The sequence below is a fragment of the Pseudomonas sp. MYb541 genome (assembly GCF_037479595.1).
GTDB classification, from domain to species: Bacteria; Pseudomonadota; Gammaproteobacteria; order Pseudomonadales; family Pseudomonadaceae; genus Aquipseudomonas; species Aquipseudomonas canadensis.
Genome location: NZ_JBBGYS010000013.1, coordinates 1 through 22,309 on the forward strand (window position 1 = coordinate 1; position 22,309 = coordinate 22,309).

A 22,309-nucleotide genomic window follows, 5' to 3' on the forward strand; every position below is an offset into this window, starting at 1 on the left:
TTCTTGGCAGCGCGGGTACGCTCGCCTTCGTCCAGGATCTTCTTACGCAGGCGGATCGACTTAGGCGTGACTTCGCACAGCTCGTCGTCCTGGATGAATTCCAGGGCCTGTTCCAGGGTGAAGCGAACAGGTGGGACCAGAGCGATGGTTTCGTCTTTGCCCGAAGCACGCATGTTGTCGAGCTTCTTGCCTTTGGTTGGGTTGACGCCCATGTCGTTGTCACGGCTGTTCAGACCAACGATCTGACCGTTGTAGATCTCTTGACCGTGTTCAACGAACAGCTTGCCACGCGCCTGGAGGGTTTCCAGGGAGTAGGTCAGTGCCTTGCCGGTTTCTACCGATACCAGAACACCGTTCTGACGGCCGGACATGTCGCCGGACTTCATGGTGTCGTAGCGATCGAAGATCGAGGTCAGGATGCCAGCACCGTTGGTCAGGGTCAGGAACTGGTTACGGAAACCGATCAGACCACGCGCAGGGATGTTGTATTCCAGACGCACACGGCCTTTGCCATCCGGCACCATGTTGGTCAGGTCGCCTTTACGCAGACCCATCTCTTCCATCACCTTGCCCTGGGATTCTTCCGGGGTGTCGATGGTGACGTTTTCGAACGGTTCCTGCTTCACGCCGTCAACCTGACGGATGATCACTTCTGGACGACCAACGCCCATTTCGAAGCCTTCGCGACGCATGGTTTCGATCAGTACCGAGAGGTGCAGCTCACCACGGCCGGATACCTTGAACTTGTCAGCCGAGTCGCCTTCTTCAACGCGCAGTGCAACGTTGTACAGCAGCTCTTTGTCCAGACGTTCCTTGATGTTACGGGAAGTCACGAACTTGCCTTCTTTACCGCAGAAAGGCGAGTCGTTTACCTGGAAGGTCATGGAAACGGTTGGCTCGTCAACGGTCAGAGGCTTCATCGCCTCGACGTTGTCTGGCTGGCACAGGGTGTCGGAGATGAACAGCGAGTCCATACCGCTTACGCACACGATGTCGCCGGCGAAAGCTTCTTCAACGTCGATACGGTGCAGACCGTGGTGACCCATCAGCTTCAGGATACGACCGTTACGCTTCTTGCCGTCGGCGCCGATTGCAACAACCGGGGTGTTCGGCTTGACGCTACCACGAGCGATACGGCCAACGCCGATAACACCCAGGAAGCTGTTGTAGTCCAGTGCCGAGATTTGCATCTGGAACGGGCCATCACGGTCAACTTTTGGAGCCGGTACGTTGTCGACGATCGACTGGTACAGCGGGGTCATGTCTTCAGCCATGTCGGTGTGTTCCAGACCGGCAATGCCGTTCAGGGCCGAGGCGTAGACGACTTTGAAGTCCAGCTGTTCTTCGGTAGCACCCAGGTTGTCGAACAGGTCGAAGATCTGGTCCAGAACCCAGTCCGGACGCGCGCCTGGACGGTCAACCTTGTTGATGCACACGATCGGACGCAGGCCGGCTTCGAAAGCCTTCTTGGTCACGAAACGGGTTTGCGGCATAGGGCCGTCTTGAGCGTCAACCAGCAGCAGAACGGAGTCAACCATCGACATTACGCGTTCTACTTCGCCGCCGAAGTCGGCGTGGCCCGGGGTATCCACGATGTTGATGTGGTAGCCGTTCCAGTTGATAGCGGTGTTTTTAGCCAGGATGGTAATACCGCGCTCTTTTTCCTGGTCGTTGGAGTCCATCACGCGCTCGTCGTTGAGCTCGTTGCGCTCCAGGGTGCCGGATTGACGCAGGAGTTTGTCTACCAGGGTGGTTTTACCATGGTCAACGTGAGCAATGATGGCGATGTTACGTAGATTTTCGATCACTTGTGTATCTCGATCAGAGGATTCGGTGTGCTGACAGGTCGTGGCAGCGATTAACAGTAGAGTCAGGCCTTGCCGTTACAGCTTGACGGCAGAGTCGGGGGGCCGGTGACGCAGGCCACAGGCAAACAGCCCCGGGCTCTTAGCTCGGTCGATAAACGCGCACATTGGCATGCCCCTCACTGAGCAAATGGTGGGCATGCAGGCGACTCATCACGCCTTTGTCGCAATACAGCAGGTACTGACGGCTGTTATCCAGTTCCTTGAAACGCGCGTTCAATGCATAAAACGGCAGCGTTTGTACGTCGATGCCAGGAATTTCCAGCGGCTCATCTTCAGCGGCATCCGGGTGACGGATGTCGACGACGATCTGGCCGGCCAGGGCTTCGCTGACTTCTTCGATCTTCACATCCTGGCCCAGTTCGTCGATCACGCGATCGATCGGGACCAGTTTGGCATTCTCGAGCGCACGCTCCAGAATCGCCATGTCGAATTCTTTCTCTTCATGCTCCACGCGATGACGCTTGGCGTGGGTCTTGGGGTTCACCGAGATGACCCCGCAGTACTCAGGCATGTGCTTGGCGAAGTCGGCGGTGCCGATTTCTTCTGCCAGGTCGATGATGTCCTGCTTGTGGCTGGCGATCAGTGGGCGCAACACCAGCTTCTCGGTGACGCAGTCGATGATCGACAGGTTTGGCAGCGTCTGGCTGGACACCTGGGAGATCGCCTCGCCGGTCACCAGCGCGTCGATCTGCAAGCGGTCGGCAATCTGCGACGCGGCGCGCAACATCATACGCTTCAATACCACGCCCATATGACCGTTATCGACTTTGCCGAGAATTTCGCCCAGCACTTCTTCGAACGGCACACTCACAAATAGCACGCGTTGGGAGCTGCCGTACTTCTTCCAGATAAAGTGCGCGACTTCCATCACGCCCAATTCGTGTGCACGCCCGCCCAGGTTAAAGAAGCAGAAGTGGCTCATCAGGCCACGGCGCATGATCTGGTAAGCGGCAACCGTGGAATCGAAACCACCGGACATCAAGACCAGGGTCTGTTCCAGGGCGCCCAACGGGTAGCCGCCGATACTGTTGTGCTGGCTGTGGATCACAAACAACCGTTGGTCGCGAATTTCCATGCGCACTTCAATTTGCGGCGCTTTCAGGGAAATTCCAGCTGCGCCGCACTCGCGACGCAGCTTGCTGCCGACGTATTTCTCGACATCCATGGAGCTGAAAGTGTGCTTGCCGGCACGCTTGCAGCGCACCGAAAAGATCTTGCCTTCAAGCTCACTGCCGTAGTGCTGTTTGCACTTCTCGGTGATGTCGTCGAAGTCGCCCAGCGGGTACTCATCCACCTGCAGGAAATGCGCGATGCCCGGCATGCAGCTCAGGCGCTCGGTCATGTCCTTCAAGGCTTTGGGCTCGGTGACACGGGTTTCCAGCTCGAGGTTGTCCCACACGCCGTTCACCACCACAGCCGGGTCCAGATCGCGGAGCACGGCACGGATGTTCTTGGCCAACTGACGGATGAAACGCGTCCGTACCGGTCGGCTCTTGATGGTGATCTCGGGGAAGACTTTAACGATTAATTTCATGGAAACAGCGCGCGCCGGGCCTGCTGAAAAAGGGGGGCGCGGATTATAGCGGAAATCGCTCAAGGTTTAACCAGTTAATATGCATCGCAAGCGCAACGCACTAAAGAGGTGCATTTATGCGCCTTTGCGCTACATTGCGGTGCGCTATTTTTGGGCGTTTGTCGCAATGCACCTTTATAGGGGCGTTTTTGGAGCAGAAAACCCATGTTGGCGCACTGGCATGCAATTTGCTCTCTTGTGAGGCAGGTTGCCATGGCGGACTATCCGCGCCGGCATCACCCACATTCTAAGGGCTAACTCCACTACCCCAGCCCGAAGCCACCCGGAGGACACTATGTCGAAGTCGGTTCAACTCATCAAAGATCATGACGTTAAATGGATTGATCTGCGCTTCACGGACACCAAAGGCACTCAGCACCACGTGACCATGCCGGCTCGCGACGCGCTGGATGAAGCTTTCTTCGAAGAAGGCAAAATGTTCGACGGTTCCTCCATCGCTGGCTGGAAAGGCATCGAAGCCTCCGACATGATCCTGATGCCGGACGACAGCACTGCCGTACTCGACCCGTTCACCGAAGAGCCGACCCTGATCCTGGTCTGCGACGTGATCGAGCCTTCGACCATGCAAGGCTACGACCGCGACCCACGTGCGATCGCCAAGCGTGCCGAGGAATACCTGAAGTCCACCGGTATCGGTGACACCGTATTCGTAGGCCCAGAGCCAGAATTCTTCATCTTCGACCAAGTGAAGTTCAAGTCCGACATCTCCGGTTCCATGTTCAAGATCTACTCCGAACAAGGCTCCTGGATGTCCGACCAAGACGTGGAAGGCGGCAACCATGGCCACCGTCCAGGTATCAAAGGTGGCTACTTCCCAGTTCCGCCGTTCGACCACGACCACGAAATCCGTACCTCCATGTGCAACGCCATGGAAGACATGGGCCTGGTCATCGAAGTGCACCACCACGAAGTGGCCACTGCCGGTCAGAACGAAATCGGTGTGAAGTTCAACACCCTGGTTGCCAAGGCTGACGAAGTACAGACCCTGAAGTACTGCGTACACAACACTGCAGTCGCTTACGGCCGTACCGCTACCTTCATGCCTAAGCCACTGTACGGCGATAACGGTTCGGGTATGCACGTTCACCTGTCCATCGCCAAAGATGGCAAGAACACCTTCGCTGGCGAAGGTTATGCCGGCCTGTCCGACACTGCCCTGTACTTCATCGGCGGTATCATCAAGCACGGTAAGGCCCTGAACGGCTTCACCAACCCGTCGACCAACTCCTACAAGCGTCTGGTCCCAGGTTTCGAAGCACCGGTCATGCTGGCCTACTCGGCGCGCAACCGTTCCGCTTCGATCCGTATTCCTTACGTGTCCAGCCCTCGCGCTCGTCGTATCGAAGCCCGCTTCCCGGATCCAGCAGCCAACCCGTACCTGGCCTTCGCTGCCCTGGTAATGGCCGGCCTGGACGGTATCCAGAACAAGATCCACCCAGGCGACGCCGCCGACAAAAACTTGTACGACCTGCCGCCTGAAGAGGCCAAAGAGATCCCACAAGTGTGCGGCAGCCTGAAAGAAGCCCTGGAAGAGCTGGACAAGGGCCGTGCGTTCCTGACCAAAGGCGGCGTGTTCAGCGACGACTTCATCGACGCTTACATCGGCCTGAAAAGCGAAGAAGAAATCAAGGTTCGCACCTTCGTACACCCACTGGAATACGAGCTGTACTACAGCTGCTGATCCGGTAGCGCTGCTTCCTTGAGAGCGGCGTGACGAAAAAGACCTCCTTCGGGAGGTCTTTTTTTTGCCTGACATAAAAGCCTGGCACCTTCACTATTGAGGCCTCGCCCAACCGCCCGACAAGGAAACCGACCTTGAACCTCCGAATCGCCTTTGCCCTGCTATTGATCAGCACCAACGCCTCTGCGGCGCCCGCCACGCTCGCCCCGCTGCTCAACAGCATCGCCGAACGCCTGGAGATCGCCGACCAGGTAGCCCTGAGCAAATGGGACAGCCACAAGCCGGTAGAGGACAAAAAGCGCGAACAGGAAGTGATCGCCAGCGTCGTCGCCCAGGCACCGAGCTACAAATTGGCGCCTGCCGCCGTCGAGCAGTTTTTCTCGGCGCAGATCGAGGCGAACAAACTGGTGCAGTACACCCATCTGTCAGACTGGCAGTTCCAGGGCAAGGCACCTGACGATCCGCGCCCGGACCTGGTGAAACAGATCCGCCCGCAGTTGGACGAATTGCAAAAACGCCTGCTGCAGCAATTGGCTGCCTTCACCCCGCAGCGCACCGATCCACAGTGCACACAATGGCTGGCCGAAGCCGTGCATGAGCCGCTGAACGATCCGCTGCGTCAACTGGCGATGATCCGTGCCACGGCCGAGCTCTGCGTTCGACCTACCTGATTTGAGGAACCGTCCTGCATCGTCACCTGGGCCGACAGCCATAGCCTGAGCGTTCACTCAATGAACAGGATGGAACCATGGACACCTTCAAGGGCTTGATCGCTGCTGCGGTAGGTTTGTCGTTGCTGGGCTGCGGCACGCAGGCAAAGGATGCGGCACAGATCGAGAAAGAGGTTTTGCTTGAACGCAGCGAGTCGTGGGATGGCACACCCTACAAAGCCTACCCCTCCGGCCCGCCGCAGCTCACGCTGATTCGCCTGAAGATCCCTGCGCGCACGCAACTGCCATGGCACACCCACCCCATGCCCAACGCCGCCTATATCGTTTCGGGTGAGTTGACCGTCGAGGCCCGCAGCAGTGGGGCTACGCGCACCTTGAGGCAAGGCCAAACCCTGGCCGAGATGGTGGGCACCGAGCATCGCGGCGTCACCGGAGACACCCCGGTGGAGCTTCTGGTGTTTTATGCGGGCACACCGGGCATGCCGCTGTCAGAGCAACACTGACCCCCACGGACCGTTTTCACCCGCTTTGAAAACGGTCCGCTTACTACTTCCTGAACAACCTTCACAAAACCGCACTATATTGGTGCGACAGACTGCACCCTACCCACCTTCCCAGCCCATTTTGGTTCGAAACTTCCCGAGCGAGCTGGCAGAACGCCACAGTTTCGCGCCTAAAACCCCCATTTCAGGGCTTGGACGCTTCTTTTCGGAGCCTTGGTTTGGTTTTTGCATTTTCCTTGTATCAGCGTGTGCCTCAAGCCCGCGCCTTGCTCCAAAAGAGGTCCTGATGACCATCAGCGATGCACTGCACCGATTGCTTCTCGACAACCTGACCACCGCGACCATCCTGCTCAATGACGACCTGCGTCTTGAGTACATGAACCCGGCGGCGGAGATGCTCCTGGCCATCAGCGGCCAGCGCAGCCATGGGCAGTTCATCAGCGAATTGTTCACCGAGTCGGCCGAAGCCTTGAGTTCGTTGCGCCAGGCGGTGGAGCAGGCGCACCCGTTCACCAAGCGCGAAGCGATGCTCACGGCGCTTACGGGCCAGACGCTGACCGTCGATTACGCCGTGACCCCGATCCTGAGCAACGGCGCCACCCTGCTGTTGCTGGAAGTGCATCCCCGCGACCGCCTGCTGCGCATCACCAAGGAGGAAGCGCAGCTGTCCAAGCAGGAGACCAGCAAGATGCTGGTGCGCGGGCTGGCCCATGAGATCAAGAACCCACTCGGCGGCATCCGTGGCGCGGCCCAATTGCTGGCCCGCGAGCTGCCGGACGAGAATCTCAAGGACTACACCAACGTCATCATCGAAGAGGCCGACCGCCTGCGTAACTTGGTGGACCGCATGCTCGGCTCCAACAAGCTGCCGTCGCTGGCGATGACCAACGTGCACGAAGTGCTGGAGCGTGTCTGCCAACTGGTCGAGGCGGAAAGCCAAGGCTGCATCACCTTGGTGCGCGACTACGACCCAAGCATTCCCGATGTATTGATCGACCGCGAACAGATGATCCAGGCGGTACTCAATATCGTGCGCAACGCCATGCAGGCCATCAGCAGCCAGAACGAGCTGCGCCTGGGCCGCATCAGCCTGCGCACCCGCGCCCTGCGCCAGTTCACCATCGGCCACGTGCGCCATCGCCTGGTGACCAAGGTCGAGATCATCGACAACGGTCCGGGCATTCCTGCGGAACTCCAGGAAACCATTTTCTTTCCCATGGTCAGTGGCCGCCCGGACGGTACCGGGCTGGGCCTGGCCATTACCCAGAACATCATCAGCCAGCATCAGGGCCTGATCGAATGTGAGAGCCATCCTGGCCACACCACCTTCTCGATCTTTCTGCCACTGGAACAAGGAGCCCCATCGACATGAGCCGTAGTGAAACTGTCTGGATCGTCGATGACGACCGTTCTATCCGCTGGGTCCTCGAGAAAGCCTTGCAACAGGAAGGTATGACTACCCAGAGCTTCGACAGCGCCGACGGCGTGATGAGCCGCCTGGCGCGCCAGCAGCCCGACGTGATCATCTCCGACATCCGCATGCCCGGCGCCAGTGGCCTGGACCTGCTGGCGCGCATCCGCGAACAGCACCCGCGCCTGCCGGTGATCATCATGACCGCGCACTCGGACCTGGACAGCGCTGTCGCATCCTATCAGGGCGGTGCCTTTGAATACCTGCCCAAGCCGTTCGACGTGGACGAGGCGGTGGCGCTGGTCAAGCGCGCCAACCAGCACGCCCAGGAACAGCAGAACCAGGAAGCCCCGCCGGCCCTGACCCGTACCCCGGAAATCATCGGCGAAGCGCCGGCGATGCAGGAAGTGTTTCGCGCCATCGGGCGCTTGAGCCATTCCAACATCACCGTGCTGATCAACGGCGAATCGGGCACCGGTAAAGAACTGGTCGCCCATGCACTGCACCGCCACAGCCCACGGGCGGCCTCGCCGTTCATTGCGCTGAACATGGCGGCGATTCCCAAGGACCTGATGGAGTCCGAGCTGTTCGGCCATGAAAAAGGCGCGTTCACTGGCGCAGCCAACCTGCGCCGCGGCCGCTTTGAACAGGCGGACGGCGGCACGCTGTTCCTCGATGAAATCGGCGACATGCCGGCCGACACCCAAACCCGCTTGCTGCGGGTGCTGGCGGACGGTGAGTTCTATCGCGTGGGCGGGCACACGCCGGTCAAGGTGGATGTGCGCATCATTGCGGCGACCCACCAGAATCTGGAAACCCTGGTCCACGCGGGTAAATTCCGTGAGGACTTGTTCCATCGCCTCAACGTAATCCGCATTCACATTCCTCGGATGTCAGACCGTCGCGAAGACATTCCGACCCTGGCCCGCCATTTCCTCAGCCGCGCTGCCCAGGAGCTGGCGGTCGAGCCGAAACTGCTGAAAAGCGAGACCGAGGAATACCTGAAGAACCTGCCGTGGCCGGGCAACGTGCGCCAATTGGAGAACACCTGCCGCTGGATCACGGTGATGGCGTCCGGACGCGAAGTGCACATCAGCGACCTGCCGCCGGAGCTGCTGAGCCTGCCGCAGGACTCCGCCCCTGTGACCAACTGGGAGCAGGCTTTGCGCCAATGGGCCGACCAGGCACTGGCACGCGGTCAGTCGAACCTGCTAGACAGCGCCGTGCCGGCGTTCGAGCGGATCATGATCGAAACCGCCCTCAAGCACACCGCTGGCCGCCGTCGCGACGCCGCCGTGCTGCTGGGCTGGGGCCGCAATACCTTGACCCGCAAGATCAAGGAATTGGGGATGAAGGTCGACGGTGGTGATGACGATGAAGGTGATGAGGGCTAAACCCAACTTCTGAATCGCTGAAAATCTAATGTGGGAGCCGGGCTTGCCCGCGATGGCGGAGCGTCAGTCACCGAAAAGGTTGGCTGATACACCGCCATCGCAGGCAAGCCAGCTCCCACATTTGTTTTGTGCTGAGCCAAAGACTGTGCACTGCTTCAATGCACCATGAACCGGCATTGGGCATGGATCCAATGCTCGAAACCTCAGACGCACAGATATAAAGATAAACACCGAAAACACCAAAGCCCCGTATTCCGGGGCTTTGCGCTTTCTGTATAAATTTTTTGGCACACTTTGGCGACTCTGGCACGCGCCCTGCAACAACCCTTGCACTACCCAGTTTCGGGGACCTTGGTACAGGCAGGCCGAGAATCCCCTCTTTACACCCGGCGTGCTTGATGCGAACAGCGTCGCGCTCCACACCGCTTTGGGGAACCTCGGTACAGGCAGGCCGGGGATTCCCTCTTTAACACTGAAGCCCTCACGGCTTCACCCCGTTTTGGGAGCCCTGGTACAGGCAGGCCGGGAACTCCCTCTTTTATTGCTCTTGGAGATGGATCTCCAGCCGCCAGCGGCCGTCAGCCTCCTCTCCTTTCCATTCCCCACGCAACGGCCGAGCCGCCACCAGGTTTAACAACAGGCCGCCGTCGGTCTTGCGCACGCGCCAGTTCACATCCTTTTCATTGACCTTGAGTTGCCCACTGGCTGCCTTGCCTTGCGCGTCGAACAGCAGCGCCACGGTGCCGTCGATATGCTCGCCGTGCAGCTTGGGTTCGCTGTTGAACCACACCACCACGCCGTCCGCCGCGGTCTCGACCTGTTGCAATTCGACCGGGTCCGGGGTGGTCAGTCGGCCGATCATCAGGCCCACCATCAAGCCAACAATTGCCAAAGAGCCCATGACCCGCGGCATAAGCTTCGGCCTTGGGTCCTCTTCGGGGGTAGAATGCAGCGCATCTTTGCCTTCGGAGCCGTGCATGTTTCACGTCATCCTTTTTCAACCAGAAATTCCGCCGAATACCGGCAACGTTATCAGGCTGTGCGCCAACAGTGGCTGCCACCTGCATTTGATCGAGCCTTTGGGCTTCGACATGGACGACAAGCGCCTGCGCCGTGCCGGTTTGGACTACCACGAGTACGCCACGCTCAAGCGCCACGCCGACCTGGCCAGCTGCCTGGAAAGCCTGGGGCACCCGCGGCTGTTCGCGTTCACCACCAAGGGCTCGCAGCCGTTCCATGATGTCAGCTTTGCCGAAGGCGACGCCTTCCTGTTCGGCCCGGAAAGCCGGGGCCTGCCGGCCGAGGTGCTTGACGCCCTGCCCGATGGCCATCGCCTGCGTTTGCCGATGCGCGAGGGCTGCCGCAGCCTGAACCTGTCCAACACCGTGGCCGTTGCCGTCTACGAAGGCTGGCGCCAACTCGGCTTCAAATAACACACATAACAAATGTGGGAGGGGGCTTGCCCCCGATGACGGAGTGCCAGTCGACATCTATGTGACTGATACGCCGCTATCGGGGGCAAGCCCCCTCCCACATTTTTACCACGTCGACTTATTGAACCGTCGACGAACCTTCCTGTTGCATGCGCTGCAGCTCTTGGGCGTACAGGGCATCGAAGTTCACCGGAGCCAGCATCAGCGCAGGGAACGAGCCACGGGTGACCAGGCTGTCCAGGGTCTCACGGGCATACGGGAACAGGATGTTCGGGCAGAACGCGCCCAGGGTGTGGCTCATGGACGCTTCGTCCAGGCCCTGGATCAGGAAGATACCGGCCTGTTGCACTTCAGCGATGAAGGCCACTTCTTCGCCGTTCTTGACGGTCACAGACAGGGTCAGCACCACTTCGTGGAAGTCGCCTTCCAGGGCTTTTTGGCGGGTGTTCAGGTCCAACGCAACGCTTGGGGTCCATTCCTGGCGGAAGATGGCCGGGCTTTTCGGCGCTTCGAACGACAGGTCACGCACGTAGATGCGCTGCAGCGAGAACTGTGGCGCTTGGGCTTCTGCAGCTTCGGTGTTCTGTTGGTCAGTCATCGCAGATCCTTGTGATCTTGGGGTCTTTTAGGGTTTAGGAGTCAGACGAGCAGCAGCGCATCGAGTTTACCGGCGCGCTCAAGGGCGAACAGGTCGTCGCAACCACCGATGTGCTTGGCGCCGATCCAGATCTGCGGCACGGACGTGCGCCCCGCCTTCTGGGCCATTTCGGCGCGCACCTGGGGTTTGCCGTCGACCTTGATTTCTTCGAAGGCAACGCCCTTTTTCTCAAGCAGGGCCTTGGCCCGCATGCAGTAAGGGCACCAATCGCTGGAATACACGACAACCTGGCTCATATCACTTCACCAGCGGCAGGTTATCGGCGCGCCAACTGCTGATGCCACCGGACAGCTTGGCAGCGGTGAAACCGGTCTTGAGCATTTCGCGGGCGTGGGTGCCGGCGTGCTGGCCTTGGGCGTCGACCAGGATGATGGTCTTGGACTTGTGCTTTTCCAGCTCGGCCAGGCGCGCGATCAGCTTGTCCTGCGGAATGTTCAGGGCACCGACGATGTGGCCGGCGGCGAAATCCTTGGCTGGGCGGATGTCCACGACAACGGCCTCGTCCTTGTTGACCAGCGCGGTCAGCTCCGCCGTGCTCAGGCTGCGGCCACCGCGGCTCAATTCGTGAGCGATCAGCAGCGCCAGCAGGATGACGAAGGCACCCACAAGCAGATAGTGGGCAGTGGCAAATGCAATCAGGTGATCAACCATCAAGGAGGTTCCAGGGCGTTAAAATGGCGGTAAGTATACACAGCCGTCAGGGGGGGCCAACCCCCGTAAAGCGGTGACGTGGTCGGAACTTCGCTTTAAACTGCCACTCCCTTTTCAATTGTCTTCCTTTATTACCGCCGCGAGAGGATCTATGACTACTACGCCTAAACCTTTGGTCCTGATAATTCTCGATGGCTTCGGACACAGTGAAAGCCACCACGACAACGCGGTATACGCGGCCAAGAAGCCGGTACTCGACCGCCTGACCGCCACCGTACCCAACGGCCTGATCTCCGGCTCGGGCATGGATGTGGGCTTGCCGGACGGCCAGATGGGCAACTCGGAAGTCGGCCACATGAACCTCGGCGCCGGACGAGTGGTATATCAAGACTTCACCCGTGTGACCAAAGCGATCCGCGATGGCGAGTTCTTCGAGAACCCAACCATCTGCGCCGCGGTAGATAAAGCAGTAGCCGCTGGCAAGGCCGTGCACTTCATGGGCCTGCTGTCCGATGGCGGCGTCCACAGCCACCAGGATCACTTGGTCGCCATGGCCGAACTGGCCTTCAAGCGCGGCGCCGACAAGATCTACCTGCACGCCTTCCTCGACGGCCGTGACACCCCGCCAAAAAGCGCGCAGTCGTCCATCGAACTGCTCGATGCCACTTTCGCCGCCCTCGGCAAAGGCCGCATCGCCAGCCTGGTGGGCCGTTACTTCGCCATGGACCGCGACAACCGCTGGGACCGCGTCGCCCAGGCCTACAACCTGATCGTCGACGGCCAGGCTGAATTCCACGCCGCCACCGCCCAGGAAGGCCTGGAAGCCGCCTACGCCCGTGGCGAGAGCGATGAATTCGTCAAAGCCACCACGATTGGTGAGCCGGTGAAAGTAGAAGACGGCGACGCCGTAGTGTTCATGAACTTCCGCGCCGACCGCGCCCGCGAGCTGAGCCGCGTGTTTGTCGAAGACGGTTTCAAGGAGTTCGAACGCGCCCGCCAGCCGAAAGTGCAGTACGTGGGCCTGACCCAGTACGCCGCCAGCATCCCGGCCCCCGCCGCCTTTGCAGCAGGCACCTTGGATAACGTGCTGGGCGACTACCTGGCAAAAAACGGCAAGACCCAACTGCGCATTGCCGAAACCGAAAAATACGCCCACGTGACCTTCTTCTTCTCCGGCGGCCGCGAAGAGCCGTTCCCGGGCGAAGAACGCATCCTGATCCCATCGCCAAAGGTCGCCACCTACGACCTGCAGCCGGAAATGAGCGCACCGGAAGTCACCGACAAGATCGTCGACGCCATCGAACACCAGCGTTACGACGTGATCGTGGTCAACTACGCCAACGGCGACATGGTCGGCCACAGCGGCAACCTGGAAGCCGCAACCAAGGCCGTGGAATGCCTGGACCTGTGCGTCGGCCGCATCGTCGATGCCCTGGAAAAGGTCGGCGGCGAAGCACTGATCACTGCAGACCACGGCAACTGCGAGCAGATGTCCGACGAATCCACCGGCCAGGCTCACACCGCTCACACCACCGAACCGGTACCGTTCATCTATGTCGGCAAGCGTGATTTCAAGGTGCGTGATGGCGGCGTGCTGGCGGATGTGGCGCCAACCATGCTGAAACTGATGGGGCTGGAGAAACCGGTGGAGATGACGGGGACTTCGATATTGGTTTAAACCTCTAAACCAACCGATTAAATCGCCCTAAACGGCTTTTTATGACGAACGCCTCAAAGCAGTTGGCTTTGAGGCGTTTTTTTTGCTGCGCTTGGCGGGCATACTAGGCCGTCCATTTCCCTGGTGTCGCCCGCCTCTATGCTTCGCGCCTTGATTACCCTTGCTCTTGTCTGCCTGCTCCAACCGGCGTTTGCCGATGAGCGCGCACAAACCCAACAACAGTTGGACGCTACGCGTCAGGACATTACCGAGCTGAAAAAACTGCTCGGCAAGCTCCAGGAAGAGAAATCCGGGGTGCAGAAAGACCTGCGCGGCACGGAAACCGAGATGGGCAAGCTGGAAAAGCAGGTCCAGGAGTTGCAAAAAGAATTAAAGAAGAGCGAGTCGGAACTGGAGCGACTCGACGCTGAGAAAAAAAAACTCCAGAGCGCACGCGTTGAACAGCAACGCCTGATCGCGATCCAGGCCCGTGCCGCCTACCAGAACGGCCGCCAGGAATACCTCAAACTGCTGCTCAACCAGCAGAATCCTGAGAAATTCGCGCGCACCCTGACCTACTACGACTACCTGAGCAAGGCCCGCCTGGAGCAACTGAAAAGCTTCAATGAGACCCTGCGCCAGTTGGTCAACGTCGAACAGGAAATCGGCAACCAGCAATCCCAGCTGCAAGACCAGAAAGTCGCCCTCGACACCCAGCGCAACGAATTGGACAAGGTCCGCAAGGAACGCCAACTGGCCTTGGCCAAACTCAATGACGACGTAAAGGCCCGTGACGCCAAGCTGCAGGCCCGCGAGCAGGACCAGGCCGACCTGGCCAAAGTGCTCAAGACCATCGAAGAAACCCTGGCCCGCCAGGCACGCGAGGCCGAAGAAGCGCGGCAGAAAGCGCTGATCGCCCAGCAGGAAGCCGAAAAAAAGCGTCAGCGTGAAGCTGAGCTGGCTGCCAGCTCGGACGCTCCGGCCCCGCGTAAACCGGCACATGCAGCCCCTGGCCCGCTGGTTTCCAGCGCCGGTGAGAACTTCGGCGGCCCTTTTGCTTCAGCTCGCGGCAAACTTCCATGGCCCGTTGATGGTCGATTACTGGCACGCTTTGGGGAAACCCGCGGCGATGACACCCGCGCGAAGTGGGATGGCGTGATGATCAGCGCCTCCGCCGGCAGCCAGGTGCACGCCGTCCACGGTGGGCGCGTAGTGTTTGCCGATTGGCTGCGCGGCGCCGGTTTGTTGGTGATTCTTGACCACGGTAATGGCTATTTGAGCCTTTACGGCCACAATCAGACTTTACTCAAGTCGGCAGGTGACGTTGTAAAAGCCGGTGAATCCATCTCCACTGTCGGTAACAGTGGTGGCCAGGACACGCCGGCGCTGTACTTCGCTATTCGTCAGCAGGGTCGCCCGAGCGATCCTGCACAATGGTGCCGTTCCCAAGGATAGGGCTGCATCTACATTAGGAGTTCGTTCGACATGCTGCATTTGTCCCGCCTCACTTCGCTGGCCCTGACGATCGCCCTGGTGATCGGCGCGCCTCTGGCATTTGCCGACCAGGCTGCACCCGCCACAGCCGCGACCTCTGCCGCAACCACTAAGGCGCCGTTGCCGCTGGACGAGCTGCGCACCTTTGCCGAGGTCATGGACCGGATCAAAGCCGCCTATGTCGAACCCGTAGATGACAAGACCCTGCTGGAAAATGCCATCAAGGGCATGCTCAGCAACCTCGACCCGCACTCCGCCTACCTGGGCCCGGAAGATTTCGCCGAGCTGCAGGAAAGCACCAGCGGTGAGTTCGGCGGGCTGGGTATTGAAGTCGGTTCCGAAGACGGCAACGTCAAGGTGGTCTCGCCGATCGATGACACTCCGGCGTCCAAGGCCGGCATCCAGGCCGGCGACTTCATCGTGAAGATCAACGGCCAGCCGACCCGTGGCCAGACCATGACCGAAGCCGTCGACAAGATGCGCGGCAAGATCGGCCAGAAAATCACCCTGACCCTGGTACGCGACGGCGGCAACCCGTTCGACGTGACGCTGACCCGCGCGACCATTGTGGTCAAGAGCGTGAAGAGCCAGCTGCTGGAGTCGGGCTACGGTTACATCCGCATCACCCAGTTCCAGGTCAAGACCGGCGACGAAGTGGCCAAGGCCCTGGCCAAGCTGCGCAAGGACAACGGCAAGAAGCTCAACGGCATCGTGCTCGACCTGCGTAACAACCCAGGCGGCGTGCTGCAGTCGGCGGTGGAAGTGGTCGACCACTTCATCACCAAGGGCCTGATCGTCTACACCAAGGGCCGTATTGCCAACTCCGAACTGCGCTTCTCGGCTACCGGCAACGACCTCAGCGAAAACGTGCCATTGGCCGTGCTGATCAACGGCGGCAGCGCCTCGGCCTCGGAGATCGTCGCCGGCGCCCTGCAAGACCAGAAACGCGGTGTATTGATGGGTACCACCAGCTTCGGCAAGGGCTCGGTACAAACCGTGCTGCCGCTGAACAACGAGCGCGCGCTGAAAATCACCACCGCACTGTACTACACGCCGAACGGTCGCTCGATCCAGGCCCAGGGCATCGTGCCGGACATCGAGGTGCGCAAGGCCAAGATCACCAACGAGATCGACAGCGAGTACTACAAAGAGGCAGACCTGCAAGGTCACTTGGGCAATGGCAACGGTGGCGCCGACCAGCCAACCGGCAGCAGCAAGAAAGCCAAGCCGATGCCGCAGGATGACGACTACCAATTGGCCCAGGCGTTGAGCCTGCTCAAAGGCCTGAGCATCACACGCAGCCGTTGATATGCGCTTTGCCCTGATCATCGCTGTGCTGTGCAGCCTGGCCGGGGTCGCCCAAGCGACCTCAGCCGGCGAGCCTCACAAAGCCTACCTGACGCTCATCATCGACGACCTCGGGCAAAACCTGCCCCGGGACCGTCGCGTGCTGGCCCTGCCTGGGCCTGTCACGACGGCGATCATGCCCGACACGCCCCACGCCGCCGAATTTGCCCGCGAAGCTCACAAGGCCGGCAAGATCGTGATCCTGCACATGCCCATGGACCCAGCCACCGGTCCGTTCGCCTGGCACCCCGAGTTGACCATCGAAGAACTGGGCAAGCGCCTGGACGCCGCTTTCAAGGCAGTGCCCTACACCGCCGGCATCAACAACCACATGGGCAGCCGCATGACCGCACAACCGGCTGCCATGGCCTGGCTGATGGCCGAGCTGCAACGGTGCAACAAGTTCTTTGTCGACAGCCGCACCAGCGCACAGACCGTCGCGGCGGCCGAAGCGCAGAAGATCGGCCTGGCCCACGTCTCGCGGGATGTGTTCCTGGATGACGAGCGCACCGAAGCAGCGATCACTACGCAATTGCAGACCGCAATCAAACTGGCGCACAAGCAGGGTTCAGCGGTGATGATCGGCCACCCTTATCCACAAACCCTGGCGGTGCTGGAGCGCGAGCTGCCCAAGCTCAAGGCCCAGGGCGTCGACTGGATTGATATCAAGTTGATGATCAGCGTGCGCAGCAATCGCGCCATGGCCGGTCACGGCAAAGATGGCATCTATCGCTAGATAGTTACCACTCACGCAGTTCCATATTCCCGAATAGTGCGCGTACATGTGGCAAGAACGCCACGTCACGACAGTGCACTTTTGGCATCGGGAAAACCTATGGAACCGCTTAAGTACAAAGACCTGCTGATCAGCTTCACCACGGAATTCACCCAACTTTGGAATGACAAAGGCACTCGCGCCAAGCAGGCCGTGACCTTTTGGCGACCGAGCACGAGCACCGACCACCTGACCCCGTTTTATTCCCTGGGCGACGTGGCGGTGGGTGACTACCAAAATATCAACCAGCACAAAATCGTCGCGGTAGTCAGCGAAGTGGACAAGGACAACGGCACGGCACTGCGCATGCCCGATGATTTCGAGTTGGTCTGGAAGCATTCGGGGCCAAGGGTAACGACTGCCTGCTCGGTCTGGCGGCCGATTGCACCCAATGGGTATGTGGCGATGGGGCTGGTGTGCGGTGTTGGCAATGACAAGCCGCCGCGCAGCACCCTGCGCTGTATCCGCGAAGATCTCGTGGTCGAATCCCAGGCTGATGCCTTGATCTGGAACGACAAGGGCAGTGGCGCTCTCACATCCTTCAGCGCCTGGACGGTTGCTCCCCCGCTGGCCTCTCCCGGAGAGGCGCTGCTTGCCCCCGGCACCTTTGCCGGGGCAGGTTCCTATACAAAACCGCGTTTACAACCAACGGCTTACGCCCTACGTATTGCGCTGACACTGCATTATCCCGCCTTACCGCCGGAGCCGGCACACTGGCGTCCAGGGCCGGAGAGTGCACCCAGCGCTTATGAACTGCCATGGTTTACGGTAAAGGACGCTGAACTGAGCCCCGTGGAGCAACTGCAAAGCTCCCCGATCTACCGGCTGGAGAGGACCGACCAGCATGCCTTATTCGCCAGCGAGCGCAACGAAACAGACAGCAGCAAAATCGTCAATTGGCAGAGTCCAAAGGGGGAAAGCTATAATTATTCATTGCAACTCAAGACCCTGACCGGTATCGAGATATCCGGTGAATGGGCCGCGAATACCCCAGCATCCGCACTGAGTTTCTCTGCCAGGCTCGACAGCGAGTTCACCCACGGCTCATCGACTCACGGCTGGGGAAATCTGACCATAGCGGAGGTCATCGTCCATGTGCCCGCCAACCAATATGTCGATGCCTACATCACCAAGAGCAACTACACGTTGCTACGAAAGGACGGTAGCCAGTCAGGTCCCGAGCTGGGCTACTTCAGCGAGGTGAAGCTGCACTTTCACGAGCCTGCCGAACAGGTGCCCGCCGAGACTCTGGAACCCGAGGCCTTGCCACCTGCCGCTGAAACCACCTTAGAGGTAGCGACCCATGATGTCAGCGACAACGCCTTCGTCCCGTAACTGATCCAGGGCCGCCTGTAGCTTGGCCACCAGTTCATCCGACACGTTCTTGTTCAGTGCCAGGTACAGCTCGGCACTGTTGAAGCGCAGCACGGTCTTGAGCCCGGTCACGCCCACCTGGCGCGCCAGGTAGCGGCCCGCGGGATCTCCGGTAGCCCACAGGTCGATCTGGCCATCCAGCAGTTTTTGCGCGTTGTCTTGATCGCGCAGAACCACCATTGGCTTGAGACCCTGTTTTTCAAGGGTCTCGGCAATGGCATCGCCTTTGTAGGCGCCGATCTTGTAGCGGCGCGCCTGTTCGAGGTCGTCGAGCTGGATCTTGCTGTCAGCCTTGGCCAGCAGCACCCAATCGTCCGGGCCGATGGGGCCGACCCATTTGAACAGGGCTTCGCGGTCCGGTAGGCGGGCCATCACGAACACGCCATAACCCGGTTTTTCCAGGGCGAGCTTGTAGATGCGCTCCCAAGGAAATCGCAGGGTGAGGTTGTAGGAAATGCCGGCGCGCTTGAAGGTTTCGCGCACGATGTCCACGGCGATGCCTTCGATGTTGTCTTCCTTGGCGAAGTTCTTGCCGTTTTTCGCCATGTTGTACGGCGGGAAGTTTTCCGTCAGCAGCACCAGGGAAGTGTCAGACAGCTCCTCGGCGTGGGCTGGGCCCGCCAAAAGGATGGACGTACTGGCGAGGGCAAGCAGAAGATGTCTGAACATGAAGGGCGACCGGAATCCATGGCAAGCGCAAAGAGTGCCGCGCACTTGCCATGGTGTCCAGCAGCATTCAGCGAACGACGATACCGCGCGCCGCCATGTAGGCTTTTGCCTCGGGAACGGTGTATTCGCCAAAGTGGAAAATACTCGCCGCCAGCACCGCACTGGCGTGGCCTTCGATCACGCCATCAGCCAAATGCTGCAGGTTGCCGACGCCACCGGAGGCGATCACTGGGATGCCCAAGGCGTCGCTGATAGCGCGGGTTACGCCCAAGTCGAAGCCGTTTTTCATGCCGTCCTGGTCCATGCTGGTCAGCAGGATTTCACCCGCGCCCAGGCCTTCCATCTTCATCGCCCACTCCACCGCATCCAGGCCGGTCGGCTTGCGCCCGCCGTGGGTGAAGATCTCCCAACGCGGGGTTTCGCCCGGGCCAGAGACTTTCTTGGCGTCGATGGCAACCACGATGCATTGCGAACCGAAGTGTTGCGCGGCTTCGCCGACGAACTCCGGGTTGAACACGGCGGCGGTATTGATCGAGACCTTGTCCGCGCCGGCATTGAGCAGGTTGCGGATGTCTTGCACGGTACGCACGCCACCGCCCACGGTCAGCGGGATGAACACCTGGCTGGCCATGCGCTCGACGGTATGCAGCGTGGTGTCACGGCCGTCGACGCTGGCGGTGATGTCGAGAAAGGTAATCTCGTCGGCACCTTGCTCATCGTAGCGACGGGCGATTTCCACCGGGTCGCCGGCGTCACGGATGTTCTCGAACTTGACGCCCTTGACCACGCGACCGTTGTCGACGTCCAGGCAAGGGATGATGCGTTTGGCCAGCGCCATGGTCAGTCCTCAGCCGTTGTAGGCGTCGCAGTAAGCCTGGGCTTCGGCAACGTCCAGAGTACCTTCGTAGATCGCACGGCCAGTGATTGCGCCGATGATACCGGGGGCCTTGGCGTCCAGCAGCGACTTGATGTCGCCCAGGTTGTGGATACCACCGGAAGCGATCACCGGGATCTTGGTCGCAGCAGCCAGCGCGGCGGTAAACGGCACGTTGCAGCCCTGCATCATGCCGTCTTTGGCGATGTCGGTATAAACGATGGCAGAAACACCGTCAGCTTCGAACTGCTTGGCCAGGTCGATGACCTGCACGGTGCTGATCTCAGCCCAGCCGTCGGTGGCGACGAAGCCATCCTTGGCGTCCAGGCCCACGATCACTTTGCCAGGGAATGCGCGGCAGGCTTCGGCAACGAACGCAGGGTCCTTCACGGCCTTGGTGCCAATGATCACGTAGCTCACGCCGGCCTTGACGTAGTGCTCGATGGTTTCCAGTGAGCGGATTCCGCCGCCGATCTGGATCGGCAGGTTCGGGTAGCGCTTGGCGATCGCGGTGACCACTTCGCCATTGACCGGCTGACCTTCGAAGGCGCCGTTCAAGTCCACCAGATGCAGACGACGGCAGCCCCCTTCTACCCATTTGGCAGCCATGCTCACCGGGTCATCGGAGAACACGGTGGAGTCTTCCATGCGGCCTTGGCGCAGACGGACGCAGGCGCCGTCCTTGAGATCGATAGCGGGGATAATCAGCATCTGGCAAACCTTATTCGATATTCAGCAATGCTTGGGAAATCAGGGTTTCTCAAGCGACCACAGGTCGCTTTCGATGCTTTCGAACCTTTCTTTAAGGAGCGTCTGCGTATCGAAAATCGCCCTGTTGTAATAGTGCGGAGCCACTTCGGTGGTGAACAGCTCAAGAATCTCGGCGACCTCGAACGAGCCCAATTTAAGCTCGAAGCGGTCCTCCATGAAGCGCTTGATCTTGAGGGTGGCCTCACTCTCCTGCTCGGGCGTGAGGTTCAAGATCGGCGGCTTCGGCTTCCTGGCCATTTACCAGCGCCCGTCCCAAGCGGCGAAGTTCTGCAGCAATTGCAGGCCATGGGTATGGCTCTTCTCCGGGTGGAACTGCACGGCAAAGCGCGAACCTTCGGCTAGCGCGGCGGCGAAGTCGACGCCGTAGTGCCCGCCACCCACCACCTGGCCCGGCTTACCGGCGGCGATGTAGTAGCTGTGCACGAAGTAGAAGCGCGCCATGTCCGGCACTTCGTGCCACAGCGGGTGATCCACGGTCTGGCGGACTTCGTTCCAGCCCATGTGCGGGACTTTCAGGTGTTCGCCGTCTTCATGCAGGTCTTTGCCGAAGAACTTCACCTGGCCCGGGAACAGACCGATGCAGTCGACGCCGTCGTTCTCTTCACTGCTGTCGAGCAAGGCTTGCATGCCCACGCAGATGCCGAGAAACGGACGATCCTGGCTGACTTCGCGCACTAGGCTGTCAAAGCCCAGGCGGCGGATTTCGGCCATGCAATCGCGAATCGCACCGACACCGGGAAACACCACCCGGTCAGCTTCGCGAATCACGCTGGCATCGCTGGTGATCAGCACCTTGCCGGCCCCTACGTGTTCGAGGGCCTTGGCCACCGAGTGCAGGTTACCCATGCCGTAATCGATAACCGCGACCGTCTGCATTACAGGACGCCCTTGGTCGAGGGCATTTGCCCGGCCATGCGGTCGTCCAGCTCCACGGCCATGCGCAGCGCGCGGCCAAAAGCCTTGAACACGGTTTCGATCTGGTGGTGGGTATTGGTGCCGCGCAGATTGTCGATGTGCAGGCTGACGAGTGCGTGGTTGACGAAACCCTGGAAGAATTCCTGGAACAGGTCGACGTCAAAGCCGCGGCCCACATTGGCACGGGTGTACGGCACATGCATCTGCAAGCCTGGGCGGCCGGAGAAGTCGATCACCACGCGCGACAGCGCTTCGTCCAGCGGGACATAGGCGTGGCCGTAGCGACGGATGCCTTTTTTGTCGCCGATGGCCTTGGCAAATGCCTGGCCGAGGGTGATGCCCACGTCTTCCACCATGTGGTGGTCGTCGATGTGCAGGTCGCCCTTGCCTTCGATATCCAGGTCGATCAGCCCGTGACGGGCGATCTGGTCCAGCATGTGCTCAAGAAAAGGTACACCGATATCAAATCGGGCCTTTCCGGTGCCATCCAGGTTGATCGAGGCTTTGATCTGGGTTTCCAGAGTGTCGCGCTCGACGGACGCCTTACGTTCGGCCATCACCAGCTCCGC

General features: G+C 60.0%; 23 protein-coding genes. 11 read left to right on the forward strand and 12 right to left on the reverse strand.

Annotation, left to right across the window (positions count from 1 at the left end; all coding sequences use genetic code 11):
- Nucleotides 1-1,808, reverse strand: a 1,808-nt coding sequence (gene typA / locus WH299_RS10075) for a translational GTPase TypA (protein WP_339550190.1), incomplete at its 3' end; no start/stop codon positions are given.
- Nucleotides 1,809-1,947: 139 nt separating this feature from the next.
- Nucleotides 1,948-3,402, reverse strand: coding sequence for a tRNA uracil 4-sulfurtransferase ThiI (thiI, locus tag WH299_RS10080; RefSeq protein ID WP_016979134.1), 1,455 nt, complete (start codon nt 3,400-3,402; stop codon nt 1,948-1,950).
- A gap of 334 nt (nt 3,403-3,736) precedes the next feature.
- Here thiI and glnA point away from each other — a divergent pair, with 334 nt between their 5' ends.
- From glnA to ntrC, 5 genes are all read left to right on the forward strand, one after another.
- Nucleotides 3,737-5,143, forward strand: coding sequence for a type I glutamate--ammonia ligase (glnA, locus tag WH299_RS10085; RefSeq protein WP_016979133.1), 1,407 nt, complete (start codon nt 3,737-3,739; stop codon nt 5,141-5,143).
- A 134-nt stretch (nt 5,144-5,277) separates the two neighbouring features.
- Nucleotides 5,278-5,814: a chorismate mutase gene (locus tag WH299_RS10090; RefSeq protein ID WP_339550192.1), complete on the forward strand. Its 537-nt coding sequence runs from the start codon at nt 5,278-5,280 to the stop codon at nt 5,812-5,814.
- 77 nt (nt 5,815-5,891) lie between these two features.
- Nucleotides 5,892-6,317: a cupin domain-containing protein gene (locus tag WH299_RS10095; RefSeq protein ID WP_122730404.1), complete on the forward strand. Its 426-nt coding sequence runs from the start codon at nt 5,892-5,894 to the stop codon at nt 6,315-6,317.
- Nucleotides 6,318-6,603: 286 nt separating this feature from the next.
- Nucleotides 6,604-7,689, forward strand: coding sequence for a nitrogen regulation protein NR(II) (glnL, locus tag WH299_RS10100; protein ID WP_016979130.1), 1,086 nt, complete (start codon nt 6,604-6,606; stop codon nt 7,687-7,689).
- On the forward strand, nt 7,686-9,122 hold the full coding sequence (ntrC, locus tag WH299_RS10105) for a nitrogen regulation protein NR(I) (protein WP_003218003.1): 1,437 nt from the start codon (nt 7,686-7,688) through the stop codon (nt 9,120-9,122). Before glnL ends, ntrC begins: the two co-directional genes overlap by 4 nt.
- A 538-nt stretch (nt 9,123-9,660) precedes the next feature.
- Here the strand turns inward: ntrC and WH299_RS10110 are convergent.
- Nucleotides 9,661-10,101: a hypothetical protein gene (locus WH299_RS10110; protein WP_339550193.1), complete on the reverse strand. Its 441-nt coding sequence runs from the start codon at nt 10,099-10,101 to the stop codon at nt 9,661-9,663.
- Between WH299_RS10110 and WH299_RS10115 the strand changes: the two genes are divergently transcribed.
- Nucleotides 10,100-10,555 (forward strand): tRNA (cytidine(34)-2'-O)-methyltransferase, encoded by a 456-nt coding sequence (locus tag WH299_RS10115; protein ID WP_010213874.1) that lies wholly within the window; start codon nt 10,100-10,102, stop codon nt 10,553-10,555. The two genes, WH299_RS10110 and WH299_RS10115, sit on opposite strands and share 2 nt — an antisense overlap.
- Before the next feature lie 118 nt (nt 10,556-10,673).
- On the opposite strand, the gene secB is transcribed toward WH299_RS10115, so the two are convergent.
- Genes secB through WH299_RS10130 form a run of 3 tightly spaced genes read right to left on the reverse strand, consistent with a single transcriptional unit; the run spans nt 10,674 to nt 11,864 of the window.
- On the reverse strand, nt 10,674-11,153 hold the full coding sequence (gene secB / locus WH299_RS10120; protein WP_010213875.1) for a protein-export chaperone SecB: 480 nt from the start codon (nt 11,151-11,153) through the stop codon (nt 10,674-10,676).
- Between the two features lie 41 nt (nt 11,154-11,194).
- A complete protein-coding gene (gene grxC, locus WH299_RS10125; protein WP_010213876.1) occupies nt 11,195-11,449 on the reverse strand; it encodes a glutaredoxin 3 in 255 nt (84 codons plus the stop codon).
- Nucleotide 11,450: 1 nt separating this feature from the next.
- Complete coding sequence (locus WH299_RS10130; RefSeq protein WP_323623206.1) at nt 11,451-11,864, reverse strand: rhodanese-like domain-containing protein; 414 nt, start codon at nt 11,862-11,864, stop codon at nt 11,451-11,453.
- A gap of 151 nt (nt 11,865-12,015) precedes the next feature.
- Between WH299_RS10130 and gpmI the strand changes: the two genes are divergently transcribed.
- From gpmI to WH299_RS10155, 5 genes are all read left to right on the forward strand, one after another.
- On the forward strand, nt 12,016-13,542 hold the full coding sequence (gene gpmI, locus WH299_RS10135) for a 2,3-bisphosphoglycerate-independent phosphoglycerate mutase (RefSeq protein WP_122730400.1): 1,527 nt from the start codon (nt 12,016-12,018) through the stop codon (nt 13,540-13,542).
- A gap of 138 nt (nt 13,543-13,680) precedes the next feature.
- Complete coding sequence (locus WH299_RS10140; protein ID WP_122554718.1) at nt 13,681-14,976, forward strand: murein hydrolase activator EnvC family protein; 1,296 nt, start codon at nt 13,681-13,683, stop codon at nt 14,974-14,976.
- A gap of 30 nt (nt 14,977-15,006) precedes the next feature.
- On the forward strand, nt 15,007-16,323 hold the full coding sequence (locus WH299_RS10145; protein ID WP_028615370.1) for a S41 family peptidase: 1,317 nt from the start codon (nt 15,007-15,009) through the stop codon (nt 16,321-16,323).
- A gap of 1 nt (nt 16,324) precedes the next feature.
- Nucleotides 16,325-17,098: a divergent polysaccharide deacetylase family protein gene (locus tag WH299_RS10150; RefSeq protein ID WP_339550196.1), complete on the forward strand. Its 774-nt coding sequence runs from the start codon at nt 16,325-16,327 to the stop codon at nt 17,096-17,098.
- Between the two features lie 99 nt (nt 17,099-17,197).
- Nucleotides 17,198-18,472, forward strand: coding sequence for a Vps62-related protein (locus WH299_RS10155; protein WP_339550197.1), 1,275 nt, complete (start codon nt 17,198-17,200; stop codon nt 18,470-18,472).
- On the opposite strand, the gene WH299_RS10160 is transcribed toward WH299_RS10155, so the two are convergent.
- From WH299_RS10160 to hisB, 6 genes are all read right to left on the reverse strand, one after another.
- Complete coding sequence (locus WH299_RS10160) at nt 18,425-19,180, reverse strand: substrate-binding periplasmic protein (protein WP_028615367.1); 756 nt, start codon at nt 19,178-19,180, stop codon at nt 18,425-18,427. The genes WH299_RS10155 and WH299_RS10160 overlap by 48 nt on opposite strands.
- A 67-nt stretch (nt 19,181-19,247) precedes the next feature.
- Nucleotides 19,248-20,018, reverse strand: coding sequence for an imidazole glycerol phosphate synthase subunit HisF (hisF, locus tag WH299_RS10165; RefSeq protein ID WP_003171107.1), 771 nt, complete (start codon nt 20,016-20,018; stop codon nt 19,248-19,250).
- Between the two features lie 9 nt (nt 20,019-20,027).
- Entirely contained in the window at nt 20,028-20,765 is a 738-nt protein-coding gene (hisA, locus tag WH299_RS10170) for a 1-(5-phosphoribosyl)-5-[(5-phosphoribosylamino)methylideneamino]imidazole-4-carboxamide isomerase (RefSeq protein ID WP_003187784.1), read from the reverse strand.
- A 39-nt stretch (nt 20,766-20,804) separates the two neighbouring features.
- Nucleotides 20,805-21,062 carry a DUF2164 domain-containing protein gene (locus WH299_RS10175; RefSeq protein WP_028615366.1) on the reverse strand — a complete coding sequence of 86 codons (258 nt, stop codon included), beginning with the start codon at nt 21,060-21,062 and terminating at the stop codon, nt 20,805-20,807.
- On the reverse strand, nt 21,063-21,701 hold the full coding sequence (gene hisH, locus WH299_RS10180) for an imidazole glycerol phosphate synthase subunit HisH (RefSeq protein WP_016979116.1): 639 nt from the start codon (nt 21,699-21,701) through the stop codon (nt 21,063-21,065).
- On the reverse strand, nt 21,701-22,297 hold the full coding sequence (gene hisB, locus WH299_RS10185; protein ID WP_028615365.1) for an imidazoleglycerol-phosphate dehydratase HisB: 597 nt from the start codon (nt 22,295-22,297) through the stop codon (nt 21,701-21,703). Before hisB ends, hisH begins: the two co-directional genes overlap by 1 nt.
- Between the last annotated feature and the right edge of the window lie 12 nt (nt 22,298-22,309).